Here is an 18,658-nt window from a genome sequence, read left to right as displayed (position 1 = left end):
AAAAAGCAGGAACTCTCTTTTTCCGGTTCGGGCGCAAGGGGGGATAATTCCCTGATTTTTTCTTGAATTAAAGGCGGATAAAAGGAACGAATCCACTACGGCGGAACAAAAAATCCGCGTTTATCACTCAATTGGCGTGGCTTCGGGAATGTATTCATTTCCGGCTGGGGCCGTCCGGCGAATTTCCGTGACAAAGCCCAGCACACGATCAACATCCAGTTGGGACAGGACGGAACGGACATCGTGGTCTTCCAGAAAGCGGGTCAGCTTGACGTCATTGTATAAGCCCTGCATATCCCCCTTCTGCACCAGAAGACGGATGGCGGGGTCTTCGCTCAGGCTTTTCAGGCTTAGCACGCGGCTGGTAATGCGGGAACGGGGCATATAGCAGTCCAGCTGGGTGCGCCGCTGGTCGGAGAGCTCCGGACTGAGCGTCACCAGGTAGGCGATCATTTTTGCCAGGGAAAGCCGTTCCGGATCATGCTCCGGAGATATTTTTTCCAGCCAGCTCAGGTGGGGGTTGTCCATGATGGACTTTTTGATGGAATAAATGGCAGGGAGGGAAATGGTGCGGTTGGGGTCCATGTGGTACAGGGCCAGTTCTCGGGCGCGGGTCATTTCCGCCATGGAGCCGTAAAAGAAGATGCACATGACTCCCACCCAGCATACGACTGCCGCCATCAGTACCGTCGTGACGATTCCCTTGGTCCCGCCGAAGCCCATGCGCCGTCCCCAGGAGAAGACGTCGCTGAACCAGAAGAGACCGTGCATAAAGACAAAGAAGACCGCCGCCGCGCCTCCGACGGACAGCACAGTGACCATCCATTCCCGAGGATCGCTGGTGATGAAAGAGAGGTAGGTGAAACCGTATTTGGATAGCCAGAAGTAAGCGGCTACGGAAGAGAGCACTGCCGCACCGAACAGGAGCATCTTAATCATCCCCTTCAGCATGCCGAGCACGATGAAACCCAGCAGCAATGCGCCCAGAACCAGGTAAAATGTGAGGGAGGAATCCATGAGTGAGGGAAAAGAAGCCGTGAAACCGGTTGTTACAAAGCCCTCTGGCAGCGTTGGCGCAGGTAGTGGTCGCACAGGCAGAGCCAGGCCATGGCCTCCACAATGGGCACGGCGCGCGGCAGTACGCAGGCATCATGCCGTCCCCTGCCCTTGAGCCGGGCATCCTCCCCGTCCCTGTTGACCGTCTGCTGGTCAATCATCAAGGTGGCCGTAGGCTTGAAGCCGATGCGCATCAGAATGTCCTCCCCGTTGGAGATGCCTCCCTGAATACCGCCGGAGTGGTTGGTGGCGGTACGCACCCGGCGGCCCTGCATGTAAAAAGGGTCATTATGTTCCAGACCGGTCATGCCCGCCGCTTCAAAACCGGAACCCACGGCGAAAGCCTTGGTGGCGGGAATGCTCATCATGGCGTGGGCTAGCGTAGCGTCCAGCTTGTCAAAGACCGGGTCACCCAGCCCGGGAGGGCAGCCGCGCACCACGCATTTGACCACGCCGCCCAAGGAGTTTCCGGAGTCACGAGCTTCCTTGATGGCAGCGATCATGGCTTCCGCAGCGGAGGAATCCGCCGTACGAACGATGTTGCTTTCAATAACGGAAGCCGTCACGGCCTCCCAGTCCACGGAAGCTTTCACATGGTGAACCTGATCCACCCAGGCTATGACCTCCATGTCGGGAAAAGCCTGCTTCAGTACAGCCCTGGCCACGGCTCCGGCTGCGACGCGGCCGATGGTTTCCCGTGCGGAGGCCCGGCCCCCCCCTGCCCAGGCGCGAATACCGTATTTAGCGTCGTATGTGTAGTCCGCATGGGAAGGCCGGTACGTGCTGGCCATCTCGTCATAGGCGGAAGAGCGGTGATCCTTGTTCCGAACACTGATGGCGATAGGCGTTCCCAGGGTTTTGCCGTCCAGCACTCCGGAAAGGATTTCCGCGCGGTCTTCCTCCCTGCGGGGGGTTACGATGTCGCTTTGTCCCGGCCTGCGCCGGTCCAGCTCCCGCTGAATGTCTTCTTCCATCACCGGGACGAGGGACGGGCAACCATCAATCACCACGCCTACCCCAGTTCCATGGGATTCACCCCAGGTAGAAATTCTGAACACCTGACCAAAACTGCTGGACATGGCGGCATTCTAGACGGCGGCGTTCATCCGGTCAAGCCGTGGGCATCCGCAGCGGGACATAAAAAACACCCCTGTCCTCAAAGGACGGGGGTGCTGAAAGAAAAGTACTCCCTTGAGAAGGAGTTGCCGTCTTAGTCCTTCAAGGCGGAAGATGCCTTGAAAGCAACCGTCTTGGAGGCGGGAATATTGATCGTGTTGCCGGTCTTCGGGTTGCGGCCGGTACGGGCTTCACGGGTCTTGGTAGCAAAAGTACCAAAGCCAATGATCTGCACCTTGCCGGATTCCTTCACGCCTTCCTTGATGGATTCCAGTACAGCGGCCAGAGCTTCTTCAGCGTGCTTCTTGGTCGTATCAGCACCCAGCTTGCTTTGAATCAGTTCGATCAGTTGAGCCTTGTTCATAGGACTTCGGTGAATAGCATATGGAGCCCTGACAGTAAAGAAAAAATGCGGTATGAAGGAAAATCAGGACCTAAAACGGCGTTAATTGTCGTCATCCGGCAGCCTTTCTACTGCAGCGCCGATGGCCAGGAGTTTTTCGTCAATCATTTCATAGCCTCGGTCAATATGGTACAGGCGGTGGATTTCCGTAGTGCCTTCCGCCTTCAGGGCTGCCAGCACCAGGGCGGCGGAGGCCCGCAGGTCGGAGGCCATGACGGGGGCGCCGCTGAGCGTTTCCACTCCGGAAATGACGGCGGTGCCGTTATCCACCTTGATGTCCGCCCCCATGCGCTTGAGTTCGGAGCAGTGCATGAAACGCTGCGGGAAAATAGTATCCTTCACCACGGAGATGCCCGGCGTGGTGGCGAAGAGAGCCGTCATCTGGGCCTGCATGTCCGTGGGGTAGCCGGGATACGGGGCAGTCTTGATTTCTCCGCATTTGGGCGTTTTCCCGGCAATGATGGTGACCGTATCCCCCCGCTCGTTGAATTCCACGTGGTGGCCGCACTTCCGGAGCAAATCCGTCACCACAGTCATGTGTTCCTCACACACGCGCCGCAGGGTCACGCCATCCCCCATCATGGCCGCCGCCACCATAAAGGTGCCGGCCTCAATGCGGTCCGGGATAACGGTATGGTTGCAGCCACGGAGCTTTTCCACTCCCTCAATGACGATCCGGCGCGTTCCCGCACCTTGAATATTGGCGCCCATCTTGATTAAAAAGTTCGCCAGATCCACCACTTCCGGTTCGGAGGCTGCGGATTCAATAACGGTGGTGCCTTCCGCCAATACGGCGGCCATCATCAGGTTGTCCGTTCCCAGAACGGTGGGGCCGTGGTCGCCGCTCAAATCCACCGTGGCTCCTTTCAACCCCCTGGGAGCTTCAATAATCAGGTTGCCGCGCTCAATCTGCACCTGTGCCCCCAATGCCTGGATGGCCCTGATATGCAGATCCACAGGACGGTCGCCAATCACACAGCCGCCCGGCAGGGGAATCACGCACCGCTGCATGCGGGCCATCAAGGGCCCCATCAGGCAGATGGAGGCGCGCATCTTGCGTACCTGTTCATAAGCGGCTTCGGAATGCAGACTCCTGGCTTCCACGCGCACATTGCCGCTGGACCGTTCCACGGAGGCTCCCAGCTGGCCCATGATCTGAACCATGAAATTGGTATCGGAAACATCCGGAACCCGGCGCACCACTACAGGCTCATCCGTCAGCAGGGATGCGGCCAAAATAGGCAGGGAGGCATTTTTGGACCCGCTGATATTGACGGCTCCCCTCAGCGTAAAACCTCCATGTACGACAAGCTTCTCCATAGTGGGTTGCAATTAGGTGACGGATTCTACACATTTAAAACGCCCATGCAACCCCAAAGAGCCCCCGGAACGGGACAAATTCCCGGATGTTTCTCTTCCCCCGAAAAGAGGGAAGGAAAACGGCATGGTAAAAAAGCAGGAGCCGACCAGGTTCTGTAAGCCAGATTTTGTCCGCCGGACAGAGCCGGCTGTGCGGTCATTTTTCTCACGCGGACCGCGGTCAGACGTTCCGCGCGCCCGTTCGCTTTCACGAAACGGATGCGACTAATACCCGGGGATCCGGCGGGCAGGCGACCCTTCCCCTGTTTGTCTTGCATCGCGCGGGGTTTACCATGCCTCCTTGGTCACCCTCGGAGCGGTGAGCTCTTACCTCCCCTTTTCACCCTTGCCCGGCATGAGGAGAACCCCATCCGGGCGGTTTGTTTTCTGTGGCACTTTCCGTCCGGGAACCCTTGGGAGATTCCCGTCTCCCGCTTTCACGGGACACGCTGCCTTGTGATGTCCGGACTTTCCTCTACTCCGGTCCGGAGACCGGAACAGCGACCACCCGAACCTGATCGGCATGGACTACATACGCTTTCATCGGCTCGCGGTAAAGCCCAAAGCAGACATGGAAAGAATTTTGTTTCTTTCTTCCTTCCGCTTCCTTCTTCAAGCCAATGGGCGCCCTCTTCCCTGAATAAGGCAAAGCGGCCACAGGACTGCTCCCGTGGCCGCTCCAACTTACTACCTATGAAAACCAGCTTGATCCATTGATCCTGAAAAGCTCTCTCCTTCTTTTCAGGGGGATGCAGCCGATAACGCACATGAATATACGCTACCGTCCCGGAAAATCAACTCCATTCTGGAATGTCCCCTGATGCCTCCGCCCGTCTCGTAATTGGCTTGATTCGGCAGCCGATACAGGGTAGTTATTCCGGAAACTCATGAACCTTCATTCCCATTCCATTTCCTCCCTGCAAGGGGTACTGACCGTACCCGGAGACAAAAGCATTTCCCACCGCGCCGCCATTCTGGGAGGCCTGGCGCAAGGAGTGACGGAAGTGGATAATTTTCTATGCAGTGAAGATTGCTTGAATACCCTGCGCGCCATGGAGCAGCTGGGCGCCAAAGTGGATGTGCTGGAAGAACGGCAGGGATACGGTCCCGTCCGCTTCCGAATTACGGGCGTCGCCATGAGCCCCAAGGCTCCTGAACGGCCCATCGACTGCGGCAATTCCGGTACGGGCATGAGGCTGCTGGCCGGGATGCTGGCCGCCTGCCCCTTTGATTCGGAAATGTTTGGAGACGCTTCCCTGAGCTCCCGCCCCATGGGCCGCATCATGCAGCCGCTGGAACAAATGGGAGCGCGGATTGAAGCCCGGGGAACCAAACCGGGCTGTGCTCCGCTGAGCATTCACGGCGGGCGGGTGCACCCTATTTCCTACGCGCTTCCCATGGCCAGCGCCCAGGTTAAAAGCGCCATTCTATTGGCGGGCATGTTTGCGGACGGAACCACTACCGTGCGCCAGCCGGCCGCCACCCGCGACCATACAGAACGCCTGTTCCGCCATTTCGGCGTTCCCTGCACCGTGGATGGACTTACCGTCGGAACCTGCGGGCCGGCTCTCCCCGTCGCCCATAATTTGACAGTCCCGGCAGATATTTCCTCCGCAGCCTTCTGGATGGTAGCCGCCGCCAGCCGGCCGGGGTCCCGCCTGACGTTGCACCAGGTGGGGCTGAACAAGACGCGGAACGCCGTCATCAGCGCTCTGCAAAGGATGGGCGCGCGAATGGACATCGTGCCCACTTCTCCGGAAGATGCCGGCGAACCATACGGCGATATTACCGTGTACGGTTCGGATTCCCTGCACGGCACCAGCCTCCTCCCGGAAGAAATACCCAACCTCATTGACGAGATACCCATCCTGGCCGTAGCGGGAGCCCTGGGCCGGGGAGACTTCATCGTCCGAAACGCCCGCGAATTGCGCGTCAAGGAAACGGACCGCATTGCCACCACGGCTGCCAACCTCCGGCTCATAGGCGTGGATGTGGAAGAATTTGATGATGGCATGGTTGTTCACGGCGGCACCCCCCTGAAGGGAACGGAATTATCCAGTTATGGGGACCACCGCATCGCCATGAGCTTCCTGGTGGCCGGACTCAGCGCACAGGGAGAAACCGTAGTGACGGATGCGGAATGCATCAATACGTCCTATCCCGGTTTTGAACGGGATCTGGCTCAGTTCCTGTAAAAAACACAAGATTCCGGCCGGATTTCACCCCGTCCATGGAATAATGCCGGAAGAAGAAAAGAATCTTGCGGCATCCCGGCAAATATTATGCTTCCCGTTCCTCCCCCACTTCTCTGGCGCGGCACAAATCCCGCCAGCCGGGAAAATTCCATTTGTTGGGAAAATCCCGGCACTGGCGGGGTTTAACGGGATTAATCCGGCAGCCGTCTTTCGTCAGCATCATGCAGGCTCCGTCTTCCGCGTCCCGGATAGACAATCCGCGCCGGTTGGCTCTCAACCGGCAGCATGTGTCAATAAAAACCTGTTCGTCCATGTTCAGGAAACGGGAAATCTCGTGGATTTCATCCGTCTCAATGCACACATCCCCGGCCCAGCGGCAGCACGCGCCGCATCTGGTGCATTCATACCGCACCGCTTTTCCGCCGTTTTCCATACGCATTTAAGTGAAAATTCCCCTGATGACGCCTATGTTCATATGGGCGTTCCTCCATCGCGGGCTATTGACGGCATGTTCAAAATCCTGCGGCAATTTCCCGATGGAGCCGGACATCTGCTCCAGCCCCGTCAGAATCTGCCTGATTCTGGAACGTGCGATGAGCGTAGGCTGATTGGTCCACTGGAAAACCTCGCTGTCAATAATATAGCCTTCATCAATCTTGGTAATGTACTGGGGAAAGCGAAGATGCGGGTTCTGCTCCACATAAACGCAACGGCCTATCGAACGCTTGGAGCGGAGAGGGTGAAAGAAGCGCCGGATGCTTTTAATCCAGTCCGGCGCTTCCGACAAACCTTCCGCATGCACCCACATGGTGGCTAGCTGTTCCACGGGATAAAAGTAGGAATATGTATAAGCGGCCTTATAGCGCGTGCAACCGCGCCATGCATGGCGCAGGCGCACCATATCCGCCTGTCCGGAAATCAGCAGGTCCAATGCCCGTTTCAACTGCTTTTCCAGGTTTTCCCCGCGCAGGTGTTCCCAGATCATGCAGTCATCCTCCGCCAGCAGCACGTAATCCGTATCAAGAGCGTTGACCGCCGTATGCAGGGCTCCAATAAAACCGCCTTCCACTGGGGCGGCCACCGCGGAAAGCCCATGGGAAAGGGCCGTCTCCCGCACCTTGACGGCGCTTTCCGGAAAAACGGCGCATGCTTCGTCAAAATAGCCAAGCAGCCCGGACCTGCCATAGGAAGCCAGAGTCATGGCCAGCGTATAAGGGGCGTTATCGCACAGCAGAGCCAGACCGACTTTTTTATTTTGAAAAAGAATTCCCATCACGTAGAACGTTTTTGCAGTCTAAGACAACAGTAAGTGCGTTTCCAAGCAAAATAATTTTAAACAAATGTACTTTTTCCTTGCCGCTTTTCAGGCGAAGGGAAAATATAATTCACCCCGTTTCGTCATCATGAAAGCATACGTTATCTTAAAAAACTCACTGCTGGCGGCCGCTATCGGCTGTGCTTTGTCCAGCTGCTACGATCCTTATTATGACCATTTCAGCGTGTCAGGCTCCTACAGCAGCGGAGGTTCCGGCGTGTCGTACATGTATGACAGCTCCGGCTACCCCATTTACGGATATTATGGAGGAAGACCCATTTATGCCTACGACACGTTCGGAAGCCCCATTTACTCCATCAACCTGATCCGTCCGAATTACTATATTCCCACGTGGGGGCCGGCTCCTTATTACCGCGGGCATTATGTCCGTCCCCATAACTGCCGCCCCATGGCAAAACCGCCGATGAAACCCCACTTCAGGCCTGACCATTTCCGTCCGGGAAACAACAGGCCGGCCCCTCAGCCCGGACGGCCCAATCAACGGCCGGACTTTGGAAAACCCGGCAATTTACAGCGACCGCCAGTACATCATCCGGGAATCAACCAGCCCGGACGGCCTTCTCGCCCCTCCGCCAATAATCTTTCCCGTCCCGGCGGCACGAATCGCCCCGTCATCAACCGCCCGGAAGGCAATCGTCCCTCCAGACCGGATTTCGGACGTCCCAGCCGCCCTTCCACCCTGCCGTCTTCAAGGCCTTCCTCCCCCAATCCAGGCCACTCCGGCATCAACCGTCCCGGCAGGCCCTCTCCCGTTTCCCGGCCTTCTTCCCCGCCCCATTCCGCCAGCGCACCCAGCAGGCCGTCCTCCCCTCATTCATCTCCTTCACCGAAACCCTCCAATCCCGGGAATTCCCACGGAACGCACAGGAGATAAGTTTTCCTGAAACGCTATTCATCGCAGGGCTGTTTTGTTCCGGGGATGCAAAACGGCCCTGTGTCATGGCTTTGTCCAGGCAGCGGCCAACCTTCTCCGGGATTGTTCAAAACCCGCTTCCCGCTGCGGGAGAGAACCGCCTTGCCGGAAAAAAACGTTTTCCGGTGCTTGAATGCCGGAATCCGTTTTTCAATGCACCAGCCCCATGGACAGGAGAACCAGCGTCACGATACCAATGGCGATGCGGTACCATCCGAATACGGAAAAACTGTGCCTTTGCAGATAGGATACCATCCATTTTACAGCCAGCCATGCGGAAAGCCAGCTGACCGCCGTCCCCACGGCAAGGGCTTCCCACCCGAAGGATTCCAGCATCAGAGCTCCGTCCTTATACGCATCATGGACCGTGGCCGCGCCCAGGGTAATCAATCCCAGCAAAAAGCTGAACTCCACGGCCGCTTCCACGCTCAACCCCACGAACATGCCTCCCAGCATGGTCATCAGGCTCCGGCTGGTGCCGGGGATCATGGCCACGCACTGGAGCGCACCCACCGTCAGCGCTTTGCCCGGCGTCAGGCTTTCAATGGAGGCGCCGGAGTCCCCTTCATTGGAACGCCCCTCCCTGGTGCGCCAGGCGCAATACGCCAGAATAACGCCTCCCCCTACGATCCATGAATAAGCCACCGTATATGTGTTGAACAGATATTCCTTAATCAGTGAAGCGCAGCACAGGCCCACCACGGCGGCGGGAAGGAAGGCCAGAATGAGGTTGACCAGCAGTTTCAGCCCGGCGGGGTTATTGCCGCGCACGCCCTGCGCCATGGCCTTTACCCTCGGAAAATACAGGCTCAGAACCGCCAGGATGGCTCCCCCCTGGATGCAGACGGCCAGGGCATCCAGAGCTTCCTTGCTCTGGGACATGTTCAGCAGGGATTCCGTCAGGAGCAGGTGGCCCGTGGAGCTGACCGGCAAATATTCGGTCAGGCCCTCTACAATGCCCAGGATAATAATTTCCAGAAGGTTCATGATATTGGCGTGGGTTGGATGTATTTACTGGTTGTAGGGAGAATTGTTGTTGTTGAAATCTTCTTCAAACCGGGCTATTTCCTCCCGGGCGCGCGCGGCTTCCTTGCGTTCATGCATCCAGGCCAGAATGATGCATATTTCATACAGCGCATACATGGGAACGGCCATCAGCATCATGGTAGCTACATCCGGCGTAGGGGTGATGACCGCAGCCAGGACGGCGATAGCCACAATGGCATAGCGTCTCGTGGACTTCATCATGTCATAGGTCAACACCCCCAGTTTGACGAAGGGCATCACTACCACAGGCAATTCAAAAGCCAGTCCGAACATTAAAATCATCTGCGTGGCGAAGGACAGGTAGTAGCCGATGCGCCATTCATTGGAGATGCCGAATTCCAAGGAATAGGTGTAAAAAAACGTCAATACCCGCGGGAGGACGATGAAGTAACAGAACAGCGTTCCGGCCAGGAAGAGACCAAAACCGACAGCCATGCACTTGTACAGCAGCTTGCGTTCATGTTCCAGCAGCCCCGGAATGATGAATTGCAGCAGGAAGTACAACAGAAGCGGGAAGGAAATGACCACTCCAGCATACAGGGAAAGCTTGATGGTCAGCATAAACGCCTCCCCGGGCTGGAACGCGCTCATCATCTTGAGGGCCCCCCGCCCCGTTCCGTCTGCCAGCACGGCTCCTTTGGAATACAGGGATTCCGCCAGATCCCTCACGGCCGTGGAGGGGCTGCCTTCCCTGATGAAAATCTGCTTCCTGTCCTCCGGCAGCGGCTGCGCGCCGCGAAGCACCAGGGCAGCCTCCGTCAAATCTGCCTGGGATGGGGAAACCTGGCGGAGAAACAATGCCCGCTGGGAAGCTCCCAGGCTCGTCATGGCCGTTGCCATTTCCTTGGCCTTGCCCCAGGCATCCAGACCAATACCTGCCGGAAGATGGGATTCTTCAAACATATCCCACACCTGGTTGACGGGACGCCTCAGGATGTCCATCAGATTGGACGCAAACCCGGCGCACAGAATTGTGCTGACGGTCAGGCACAGGGCCATCCTCAGCAGCATGGTCCGCAGGTCGTCCAGATGCTCCAGAAAGGGCTTTTCCTCATCTTCCCTTTTAATCTGCCACTTCTCCCGCAGACGGAATATGTGTTTTAAAAAGAACACGGCGTTAAATGAAGCCTAAAAGCCTTCTCCACGCAAGCCGCAAGGCCGACAACGTCCTAAAAAATCCACTGCCTCCGCATCCCCGTTTTTTGGCATGCACCCCCTGTATCTGCTTGACGCGGGAAGAGAGGCCCTTACTCTCTTACCCATCATGAGTCACGTCAGAACAAGATTCGCACCTTCCCCCACAGGCTACCTTCACATCGGGGGCGCCCGCACCGCCCTGTTCAACTGGCTGTTCGCCCGCAAGATGGGGGGGACCTTCATCCTCCGCATTGAAGACACGGACAACGCCCGCAATACGGAGGAGGCTACCCGCGCAATCTTCACCGGCATGGAATGGCTGGGGCTGGACTGGGATGAGGGGCCCATGAAAGGCGGCGATTGCGGCCCCTATTTTCAAAGCCAGCGCAACGATATTTACGACGCCTATTTCAAGAAGCTCCAGGACGCCGGCCGCGTGTACGAGGATGAAGGAGCCTGGCGTTTCCGCTTTGACCGCTCCAAACCCGTCACCTTCCATGACCTGATTTGCGGAGACATCACCATTGACTACCGGGACGCCTCCAACACCCCGGACATGGCTATCCGCCGCGCGGACGGTTCCTACATCTTCCACTTTGTCAACGTGGTAGACGATATTGAGATGAAGATGACCCACGTCATTCGCGGGGAAGACCACATCATGAACACGCCCAAGCACATCCAGCTGTTTGAGGCCTTCGGCGTCACTCCCCCTGTTTTCGCCCACATGCCGCTGATTTTGAATCAGGACGGCTCCAAAATGTCCAAGCGTGACGTGGGCGCCGCCCTGGGAACCTACCCGGAAGAAGGCTTTCTGCCGGAAGGCGTCATGAACTTTCTGGCCCTGCTGGGCTGGTCCCCCAAGGACGATACGGAAATTTTCTCCCCTCAGGAGCTGATCGAACGCTTCTCTCTGGAAGCCGTTAACCACTCCGCCGCCAAATTCGATATCACCAAATGCCGCTGGGTCAACCAGCAGCACATCATCGCCCTGCCTGCGGAAGAATTCGCCCTCCGGGCACGCCCTTTCTGTTTGAAAGCCGGCCTGCCTGATTCCCCGATTCTGGACGCCGCCATCGCCACCGTGCAAACGAAGGTGCAGACCCTGGCGGAAGTCCCGGATAAAATCCGTTTCTTTTTTGAACTGTGCATGGATTCGGAAGCCGTCTCCAAGGTTCAGCCGGAAGCCCTGGAACTGCTTTTCAAACTGGCGGACAGGCTGGAACAGGAACCGGAATGGGATGGTCATGAACTCATTGGCGTGCTGAAAGCCTTTGCCAAGGAAAACGGCGTAAAAATGGGGGCCGTGATGTTCCCTGCCCGGGTGGCCCTCACCGGGTTAAGCGGCGGCCCGGATCTTTCCTCCGTCTTTTCCCTGCTGGGCCGGGAGGAAACCGTAAGGAGAATCCGTTCCTTTTCCCTGGACTGATTCCCGCCGGAATCAGCTTTCTCTTCAAACGCTCCGGAAGATTTCCGGAGCGTTTCCTGTTTACGAAAGGGCATTTTCCGAATTCACGGAAAATGCCCTGCCCTTTCCTACGTCCTGCTTTGAAGAAAACGGGCTTTTCCTGAGAATCTCCCCCTCCGTCAGCAGGAAAAATATATAACCTTGACCGTAATGCCCGCAGCCCCTAGAACAGGGACCATTCATGAGCATCCCTGATTACCGGATCTTTTTCCGCCGCTGCGCCGCCTTTTTTCTGGCGGGGGTTCTGGCCGCAGGTTCTGCGTCCGCACAGCAGGCGGAACCGCCTTCCGCCGCCCCGGAACAGGCGGAGGAAGCCAAGCAGGAACAGCCTCAGACGCAGCCGAACCAATCGGAAATGGATGCGGTTATCATGGCCCTGTGCCATGAAATCACCATCCTGAAAAAGAATGAGGAAAAAAGGATGGCCGTCCGGGAAGTGCTGGTAAAGAATGCGGACGCCACCTACAATTATTTTGACACTAGGGTATATGAAATGTCCGCCGTGCTTTACGCCTTGGACGATCAAAAAATCTTTACGCTGGCTTTTTACTGCAAGGCCGCCACCAGGCTGGTGGAAATGTATTACGCCCAAAAACCGGACTTCCAGGAACAGGAGGAACGGCTGAGCAAGGAAATAGAACGCATAGAAAAACTGGCGGAATCCCTGGAGGAAGTCAACACGGCCAACCTGTCGGAACCATCCCTGGTGCAGAGGGACGAAGCTCTGTATGCCTGCCAGGAGCTGGAAAAATCCCTTCAGGGAGAAAAGGAGCAGTTTATTTACCTTAAGGAACTTTTCAATAATCTGGACAGGAAGATAGACGCGCTGAACTATGAAAGCGCCCAAATGTTCACCTCCCTGTTCAACAGGATATTCTACACCCCCTCCCATGCGGCCAGGTATATCTTTCTCAAGCCGCTCAAAACGTATGAAATATGCATGAGCGTATGGGAAACATCCGCGGACAGCAAGCTCCAGCTTCCATCAGACCCGGAAACGCTCAAGCATTACGGACTTATCCTGCTGGGAATCATCCTGTGCTCCTACTGCCTCTCCCGCCTCATCATCTTCCTGGGATTCCGAAATACATTGAAAAAGACGGGGCATTACAACAAACGCCATGCTTTCGCCAACGTCACCACCATTCTTATCGTGGCTCTGATCCTCGTCATTGCCTCACTGCGCACGCCGAACTACCTGCTGGAGAGCGCGGCCTCCCTGGGCGCGGAATTCCTTCTTCTGGTCAGCGCCATCCTGTTCTCCCTGGTCACGCGCCTTCCGTATGGCACCATTAACTCCGGCATCCGCATCTACATGCCCTATCTACTTCTGGGCGGATTCTTCATGCTTCTGCGCATGTTCATGGCCCCCAACATCATCGTGGACATTTCCATGCCCATCCTGTTCACGCTGGTTTCCCTCTTCTCCCTGCTGACCTGGGTGCGGCAGAGGCACAAGCTGCCCCGGCTGGACCGTTTTTTCTCCACCGTATCTCTGGTATTCACCATCCTGGGCAGCGTCCTGTGCTGGACTGGATTCAGCTTCATGGCCTTCCTGGTGCTGATGACCTGGATCATGCTGATGACCAGCATCCTGCTGCTGGTGGGGCTGTGGGATCTGCTCCACCATTATGAAAACCGCCGGAAGGAACGGAACAAGAGGGCCATCCTGTGGTTCCGCCCCTTCATCTCCAAGCTGCTGCTTCCCTGCCTGACCATTTTCCTCATCCTGTTCAGCATCATCTGGCCCGCCGCCACCTTCGACATGGGGGACCTCATCATTAATAAAATTTTCGCAACCACGGAAATCAAGGATCTGCTCACTTTCAGCTGGAGCAGCGTCATCACGGTCATCCTGATGGCCATTGTTCTCAACTACTTGATATTCTTGGGGAAAAATACGCTGCATGAAATCTATGGAGAAGATTATGAAGTAGGCACCATCCCCACCTTCGTGACACTCTCCACCCTTTTTCTCTGGGGGCTCTTCGTTTTTACGGCGCTTATCATCATGAACGCCAACTACAACGGGCTGCTGATGGTCATGGGAGGCTTGAGCATGGGCATCGGCTTCGCCCTGAAAGATACCATTGAAAACATCATCAGCGGCCTCTCCCTAATGCTGGGTCGCCTGCGCCAGGGCGACATGATTGAATGCGACGGCTACCGGGGCCGCGTCTCCTCCCTGGGCTACCGCTCCACCATGATCGAGACGCTGGACGGCTCTATCATCGCCTTCCAGAACTCCCAGCTTTTCAACAAGAACTTCCGCAACATGACCCGCAACCACAAATTCGAATGCGTGAAGGTGGAAGTGGGCATTTCCTACGGGACGGACGTGGAAAGGGCGCGCAAAATCATTCTGGAAACGCTGGCAACCCTGCCATTCCTTTCCAAAGTCAAGAAAACCAGCGTGGTGCTGGACAGTTTCGGAGACAGTGCCGTCAATCTGGGCGTATGGGTCTGGGTTCCCGTCATGACAAAGTCCTCCAGCCTTTCCTCCGTGCGGGAACACATCTATAATGCGTTCAATGAACACGGCATTTCCATCCCATTCCCTCAACAGGACCTGTACGTGAAAGAATTCCCCGGCGGAGCCCCCGTCCAGGGGACCTGAACATCCATTACCATATACAACAACCATGTCCGACGACCATCTGACTCTATTAGGCTCTCAAAGCTCCTTCTTTACCAATCCCGACGACGCCAGGCTGGAATCCTTCCCCAACCGCGGCACGCGTCCCTACACCATCACGCTGGACACCCATGAATTTTCCTCCCTCTGCCCCGTTACCGGTCAACCGGATTCCTGTCACCTGACGATCACCTACGTTCCGGCGGAAAAGTGCGTGGAAACCAAATCTCTCAAATACTACCTGGCCTCCTACCGCAACTATCCGGCTTTTAATGAACAAATCGTCAACCGCATCACGGATGATCTGGTGGCCGCCATTTCCCCGCGGTGGCTGAAGGTGGAAGGCCGCTTCTCCCCCCGCGGCGGCATCCAGCTGACCGCAACAGCCGAACACAATCCGGAAAACCGCCCCCTGTAATCCAGACCATGGACAAAATGGAAACAGCCGTACTGCTCAGCGGGGGATTGGACTCCAGCGTAGCCCTGCACTGGGCCCACCGGAACCACCGCGTCCGGGTGGCCCTCAGCTTTGACTATGCCTCCAACCACGCGGAACGAGAGCTGAAATGCGCTGCCTGGCAGGCCGCCAGTCTGGGCATAGAACACCGCGTGATTGACATTTCCTCCATCTCCTCCCATTTGAAATCAGCCCTCCTCTCCGGCGCGGACGATATTCCGGACGGTTCCTATGATGAAGAACTGATGAAGCAGACCGTCGTCCCCTTCCGCAACGGCATCTTCCTGTCAATCGCCGCCGGGGTTGCGGAAAGCTGCGGGGCGCAGCAGCTCGTCATTGCGGCCCATTCCGGGGACCATAGCATCTATCCGGACTGCCGGGAGGAATTCATGGCCGCCATGACGGAAGCCATTCGCCTGGGAACCTATGCCGGTCTGGGCATCCTGCGCCCTTTCATCCACATGTCCAAGGGCGGCATCGCCGCCATGGGCCAGGATTTGGGCGTGGACTTTTCCCGCACCTATTCCTGCTACAAGGGCGGAGCCGTCCACTGCGGCGTCTGTTCCACCTGCATGGAACGCCGGGAAGCCTTCAGGGAAGCCGGAATTCCGGATCCAACGGCTTATGCGCCTGCGGAATAGCATCCAAATGCCAGGAATGAAACGCTAAGGAAAAATCCCCGGCCTATGGCCGAAAGGAGATGCCTATGCCCCAATGACATCGGGGAAACGCATGGAAAGAGCCTTCCGCACTCTTGCCGCCACCTCTTCCTTCCCGGCGTCCGCGTCTATGCGGAGCATCCAGGGAGCATGGACGGATGCAAACACGCTGCGGCAGGCCGCCAGGCCCGCTTCCGTCTCAAAAGCGTCGCGTTCCCCGCGGTTCCCAATGCGTTCCAGCGCCACGGAAACGGGAATGTCCAGCCAGACCACGGCATCCGGCACCGGGGCAAATTCTTCATTGGCGGCACGGATAACCTCCGGATCTATGCCGCGCGCGCCCTGGTAAGCCATCATGGAAAGATAGTAGCGATCCAGCAGAACCCATGCCCCCCGCGCCAATGCGGGAGCAATCAGCATCTTCACATGTTCCCTCCTGTCTTTCAGGAACAGGGCTACTTCCTCCTCTACGGAAAGGCGTCCGGTCACGGCGGAGTCCCGGAGCATCCGGCCCCACCGTCCGCGTGTGGGCTCAAAACTCTGCACCACTTCCAGCCCCTTCCCCTCCAAATACTTCCGCAAGTGGCCGATGTGGGTGGACTTGCCCGTGCCGTCAATGCCTTCAAAGACGATCAGCCTCCCCTTTCTTTCTCCGGTAAAACTCATGGCTCGAAAGTGTAGCGGCGCCCCGGCTCAGGAACGACGATGGTGGAATCAGGCATTTTGGCGGATAGCGTGTGGTGCATCCACTCCATGGCATCCGGGTCCCCGTGCACCAGAACCACCTGCCTGGGGTTCAGCTTCACGGCATAATTAACCAGGGAGTCCCGGGTGGCATGCCCGGAAAAATCAAAACAGTCCACGGTGCACTTGCGGCGCACCGGCTGCCCGTTGGGCCTCATTTTCACCAGTTCCCCTTCAGGAGTTGCCTTCAGCAGTCCCGCCGGAGAATCGGGATCCGCATATCCTACGAACAAAATAGCATTCTTCTCTTGGGGAAGAACCTGCTCCGCCATGACGTTGGAAAGCGTATTTTCCGTCATCATGCCGCTGGACACCACATAAATATTCCCCGGGGAACACACCAGCGGAGCTTTTCCCTTGCGCGGAAGGGGCACGGTCTGAATCTCCTCCTTCAGCTTGAATTCATGGTCATGCCTGCGCGTCAACCCGGCAAAACGGTCGTACAACAGGGAAACTTTCGCGCTCAGCCCGCCGAAGTACACGGGAGTATTGGAGGGAATCACCCCCTGCTGCTTGAAACGGTGAATGTTGAACAGCATCTCCTGGCTCTTGCCGATGGCGAATACCGGAATCAGTACGGCGCCGCCGCGTTCCAGCGTCTCCGCAATCGCTTTCCCGAACCTCACCATCTCTTCCGGCCGGGAATAGTGGGCGCTGCGCTGGAAACCGCCGCGCGTGCACTCCATAACCAGCGTATCTACGCCGGATTCCGGAAAATCAGCCCCGGGAATCATGCTCTGGTCTTCAAACTGCACGTCCCCCGTGTAAAATACGGTATGGCCGCTCTCGCCCTCCAGCATCACGCCGGCAGACCCCAGGATGTGCCCGGCATCATAAAACGTGGCCAGCACGTTCTGACGGAAGCCCACGCGGAACACTTCATTGCAGGACTTGGCATGCCAGGCGTCGCTCAATCTGTCCAGATCATTATGGGTGAAAAAAGGATACTCCACAATGCCCAGGTCCAGCCTCTTGGCGCTCATCACATTCACGGAATTATGCAGCATCACTTCAGACAGGGCTGCCGCGGCGGGCGTCATGAACACCTCCGCCGCTGGCTGTTTCTCCTGAAGCACAGGCAGCGTTCCCAGATGGTCCAGGTGGGAATGGCTTAAAAAAACGGCTTCCACGGAATTGGGTTCCAGGGAATCAAAATCCGGCATGGCCGCCTTCCCCTCCTTCTTGGGGTGCATCCCGCTGTCAAGCACAATCCTGGTGCCGTCCATCTCAAGCAAATAGCAATTGGCCCCAATTTCCTCGGCCCCGCTGATATTGGTAAAACTGATCATTATATGCCGCAGGAGAGTACCCCGTGCCTCCCGCCGTGTCAATGCCGCAAGCCCAAGAGGCCCCCTGCCGGGAAGGGAACGCAGGCCAATGGGGAAGAAGCCCTCCTTTACCCTGCGGAACGTTTTTGCGGCTGGGGGAAAACAGGCTCGGAAAACGGCAGGGACAGAACAAATATTCCGGTTCCTTCCGCGCTTTCCGGCACTTGCCCTCTTCCCTTGCCGATGATAATGCCAGGAAAAAGAAATACATGCACGGCGCAACCGCCGTAAACGTTATGCTCTCTCAAACGCAAGGAAGCTCATTCCCGGAAGAAGCCGGGAATTGCTCTGGACGCGGCCGGGAGTGCATGAGACAATAAGGAAAGAGCTTTCCTGATGAAAAGACGCCTACAGAAAACGGCTTCAAAAAAATCCCTTCCCGTGCCGTTGCCGGAACAAGGCAGGACGAAGGGGCCCGTTATCCCGCCTCCGGGTCTGCTTCCGGTCCATATAAAAAAGAGTTTCCTTTCCATTGACGGTAAATTCACCCCTGCAGCTCCATGAAAAACAAGATTCCCATTCCGCCCAACGGCTCCAGGCAGCAGCTTCTGGTCAGGGCCATCAATTACTTCCGCAGCCGGGAAGGAGAACCGCGCCTGTTCACCAGACGCAAGCTTGTCCTTCTGACTCTGACGGCTCTTTATGCCTTTTCCCCCATTGACCTGATTCCGGATTTCATTCCGGGAGTAGGACAGATAGATGACCTGACCGTCATCGCCTTCACCTTCCTGGCCCTGTTCATGCCCCCTATCAGGGAACATGGCTCCCATGAAGACCCGGAACCCTGAATTTCCGCCACGCACAA

The 18,658-nt window shown here is 56.9% G+C and carries 17 protein-coding genes and 1 other RNA gene; 7 read left to right on the top strand and 11 right to left on the bottom strand.

From position 1 onward, the window contains the following. Positions 1-123: 123 nt before the first annotated feature. From BHW66_RS09130 to rnpB, 5 genes are all read right to left on the bottom strand, one after another. Positions 124-1,017, bottom strand: coding sequence for a hypothetical protein (locus tag BHW66_RS09130; RefSeq protein WP_022196980.1), 894 nt, complete (start codon positions 1,015-1,017; stop codon positions 124-126). Positions 1,018-1,049: 32 nt separating this feature from the next. Further along, positions 1,050-2,135 (bottom strand): chorismate synthase, encoded by a 1,086-nt coding sequence (aroC, locus tag BHW66_RS09125; RefSeq protein ID WP_046436231.1) that lies wholly within the window; start codon positions 2,133-2,135, stop codon positions 1,050-1,052. A 131-nt stretch (positions 2,136-2,266) separates the two neighbouring features. Continuing rightward, on the bottom strand, positions 2,267-2,536 hold the full coding sequence (locus BHW66_RS09120) for an HU family DNA-binding protein (RefSeq protein ID WP_012420924.1): 270 nt from the start codon (positions 2,534-2,536) through the stop codon (positions 2,267-2,269). Between the two features lie 81 nt (positions 2,537-2,617). Next, positions 2,618-3,895 carry a UDP-N-acetylglucosamine 1-carboxyvinyltransferase gene (gene murA / locus BHW66_RS09115; RefSeq protein WP_022196978.1) on the bottom strand — a complete coding sequence of 426 codons (1,278 nt, stop codon included), beginning with the start codon at positions 3,893-3,895 and terminating at the stop codon, positions 2,618-2,620. Between the two features lie 140 nt (positions 3,896-4,035). Further along, positions 4,036-4,454: RNase P RNA component class A (rnpB, locus tag BHW66_RS09110), an RNA gene on the bottom strand. 367 nt (positions 4,455-4,821) lie between these two features. On the opposite strand from rnpB, the gene aroA reads away from it, so the two are divergent. Then, complete coding sequence (gene aroA / locus BHW66_RS09105) at positions 4,822-6,129, top strand: 3-phosphoshikimate 1-carboxyvinyltransferase (RefSeq protein WP_217730134.1); 1,308 nt, start codon at positions 4,822-4,824, stop codon at positions 6,127-6,129. Positions 6,130-6,214: 85 nt separating this feature from the next. Here aroA and BHW66_RS09100 read toward each other — a convergent pair whose 3' ends face one another. Then, a complete protein-coding gene (locus BHW66_RS09100) occupies positions 6,215-6,568 on the bottom strand; it encodes a YkgJ family cysteine cluster protein (RefSeq protein WP_094139600.1) in 354 nt (117 codons plus the stop codon). Then, complete coding sequence (locus BHW66_RS09095) at positions 6,569-7,405, bottom strand: hypothetical protein (RefSeq protein ID WP_128191330.1); 837 nt, start codon at positions 7,403-7,405, stop codon at positions 6,569-6,571. It lies immediately after the preceding gene. A 127-nt stretch (positions 7,406-7,532) separates the two neighbouring features. On the opposite strand from BHW66_RS09095, the gene BHW66_RS09090 reads away from it, so the two are divergent. Next, positions 7,533-8,339 carry a hypothetical protein gene (locus tag BHW66_RS09090; protein ID WP_022196973.1) on the top strand — a complete coding sequence of 269 codons (807 nt, stop codon included), beginning with the start codon at positions 7,533-7,535 and terminating at the stop codon, positions 8,337-8,339. A 189-nt stretch (positions 8,340-8,528) separates the two neighbouring features. On the opposite strand, the gene BHW66_RS09085 is transcribed toward BHW66_RS09090, so the two are convergent. After that, positions 8,529-9,365 (bottom strand): undecaprenyl-diphosphate phosphatase, encoded by an 837-nt coding sequence (locus BHW66_RS09085; protein ID WP_046436218.1) that lies wholly within the window; start codon positions 9,363-9,365, stop codon positions 8,529-8,531. Positions 9,366-9,389: 24 nt separating this feature from the next. Next, a complete protein-coding gene (gene tatC, locus BHW66_RS09080; protein ID WP_022196971.1) occupies positions 9,390-10,538 on the bottom strand; it encodes a twin-arginine translocase subunit TatC in 1,149 nt (382 codons plus the stop codon). Between the two features lie 151 nt (positions 10,539-10,689). Here tatC and BHW66_RS09075 point away from each other — a divergent pair, with 151 nt between their 5' ends. From BHW66_RS09075 to queC, 4 genes are all read left to right on the top strand, one after another. Beyond that, positions 10,690-11,991 (top strand): glutamate--tRNA ligase family protein, encoded by a 1,302-nt coding sequence (locus BHW66_RS09075; RefSeq protein WP_046436349.1) that lies wholly within the window; start codon positions 10,690-10,692, stop codon positions 11,989-11,991. A gap of 220 nt (positions 11,992-12,211) precedes the next feature. Continuing rightward, positions 12,212-14,647, top strand: a complete 2,436-nt coding sequence (locus tag BHW66_RS09070; RefSeq protein WP_046436216.1) for a mechanosensitive ion channel family protein — start codon at positions 12,212-12,214, stop codon at positions 14,645-14,647. A gap of 25 nt (positions 14,648-14,672) precedes the next feature. Then, on the top strand, positions 14,673-15,083 hold the full coding sequence (gene queF, locus BHW66_RS09065) for a preQ(1) synthase (protein ID WP_022196886.1): 411 nt from the start codon (positions 14,673-14,675) through the stop codon (positions 15,081-15,083). Positions 15,084-15,091: 8 nt separating this feature from the next. Next, positions 15,092-15,763: a 7-cyano-7-deazaguanine synthase QueC gene (queC, locus tag BHW66_RS09060; RefSeq protein ID WP_012420913.1), complete on the top strand. Its 672-nt coding sequence runs from the start codon at positions 15,092-15,094 to the stop codon at positions 15,761-15,763. A gap of 63 nt (positions 15,764-15,826) precedes the next feature. Here the strand turns inward: queC and tmk are convergent, their stop codons facing one another. Together tmk and BHW66_RS09050 are read right to left on the bottom strand one after the other, a co-directional pair. Then, positions 15,827-16,447 carry a dTMP kinase gene (gene tmk, locus BHW66_RS09055; RefSeq protein ID WP_022196887.1) on the bottom strand — a complete coding sequence of 207 codons (621 nt, stop codon included), beginning with the start codon at positions 16,445-16,447 and terminating at the stop codon, positions 15,827-15,829. After that, complete coding sequence (locus tag BHW66_RS09050) at positions 16,444-17,814, bottom strand: MBL fold metallo-hydrolase (protein WP_046436215.1); 1,371 nt, start codon at positions 17,812-17,814, stop codon at positions 16,444-16,446. The genes tmk and BHW66_RS09050 overlap by 4 nt, the downstream gene beginning before the upstream one ends. Before the next feature lie 539 nt (positions 17,815-18,353). Between BHW66_RS09050 and BHW66_RS09045 the strand changes: the two genes are divergently transcribed. Beyond that, positions 18,354-18,641 carry a YkvA family protein gene (locus BHW66_RS09045; protein ID WP_046436211.1) on the top strand — a complete coding sequence of 96 codons (288 nt, stop codon included), beginning with the start codon at positions 18,354-18,356 and terminating at the stop codon, positions 18,639-18,641. Positions 18,642-18,658 lie beyond the last annotated feature (17 nt).

Origin of the sequence: Akkermansia sp. 54_46, from assembly GCF_001917295.1 — a bacterium.
Taxonomy (GTDB): domain Bacteria; phylum Verrucomicrobiota; class Verrucomicrobiia; order Verrucomicrobiales; family Akkermansiaceae; genus Akkermansia; species Akkermansia muciniphila.
Note: the sequence above shows the minus strand (reverse complement) of the source record. Positions and strands in the feature narration are given on the sequence as shown.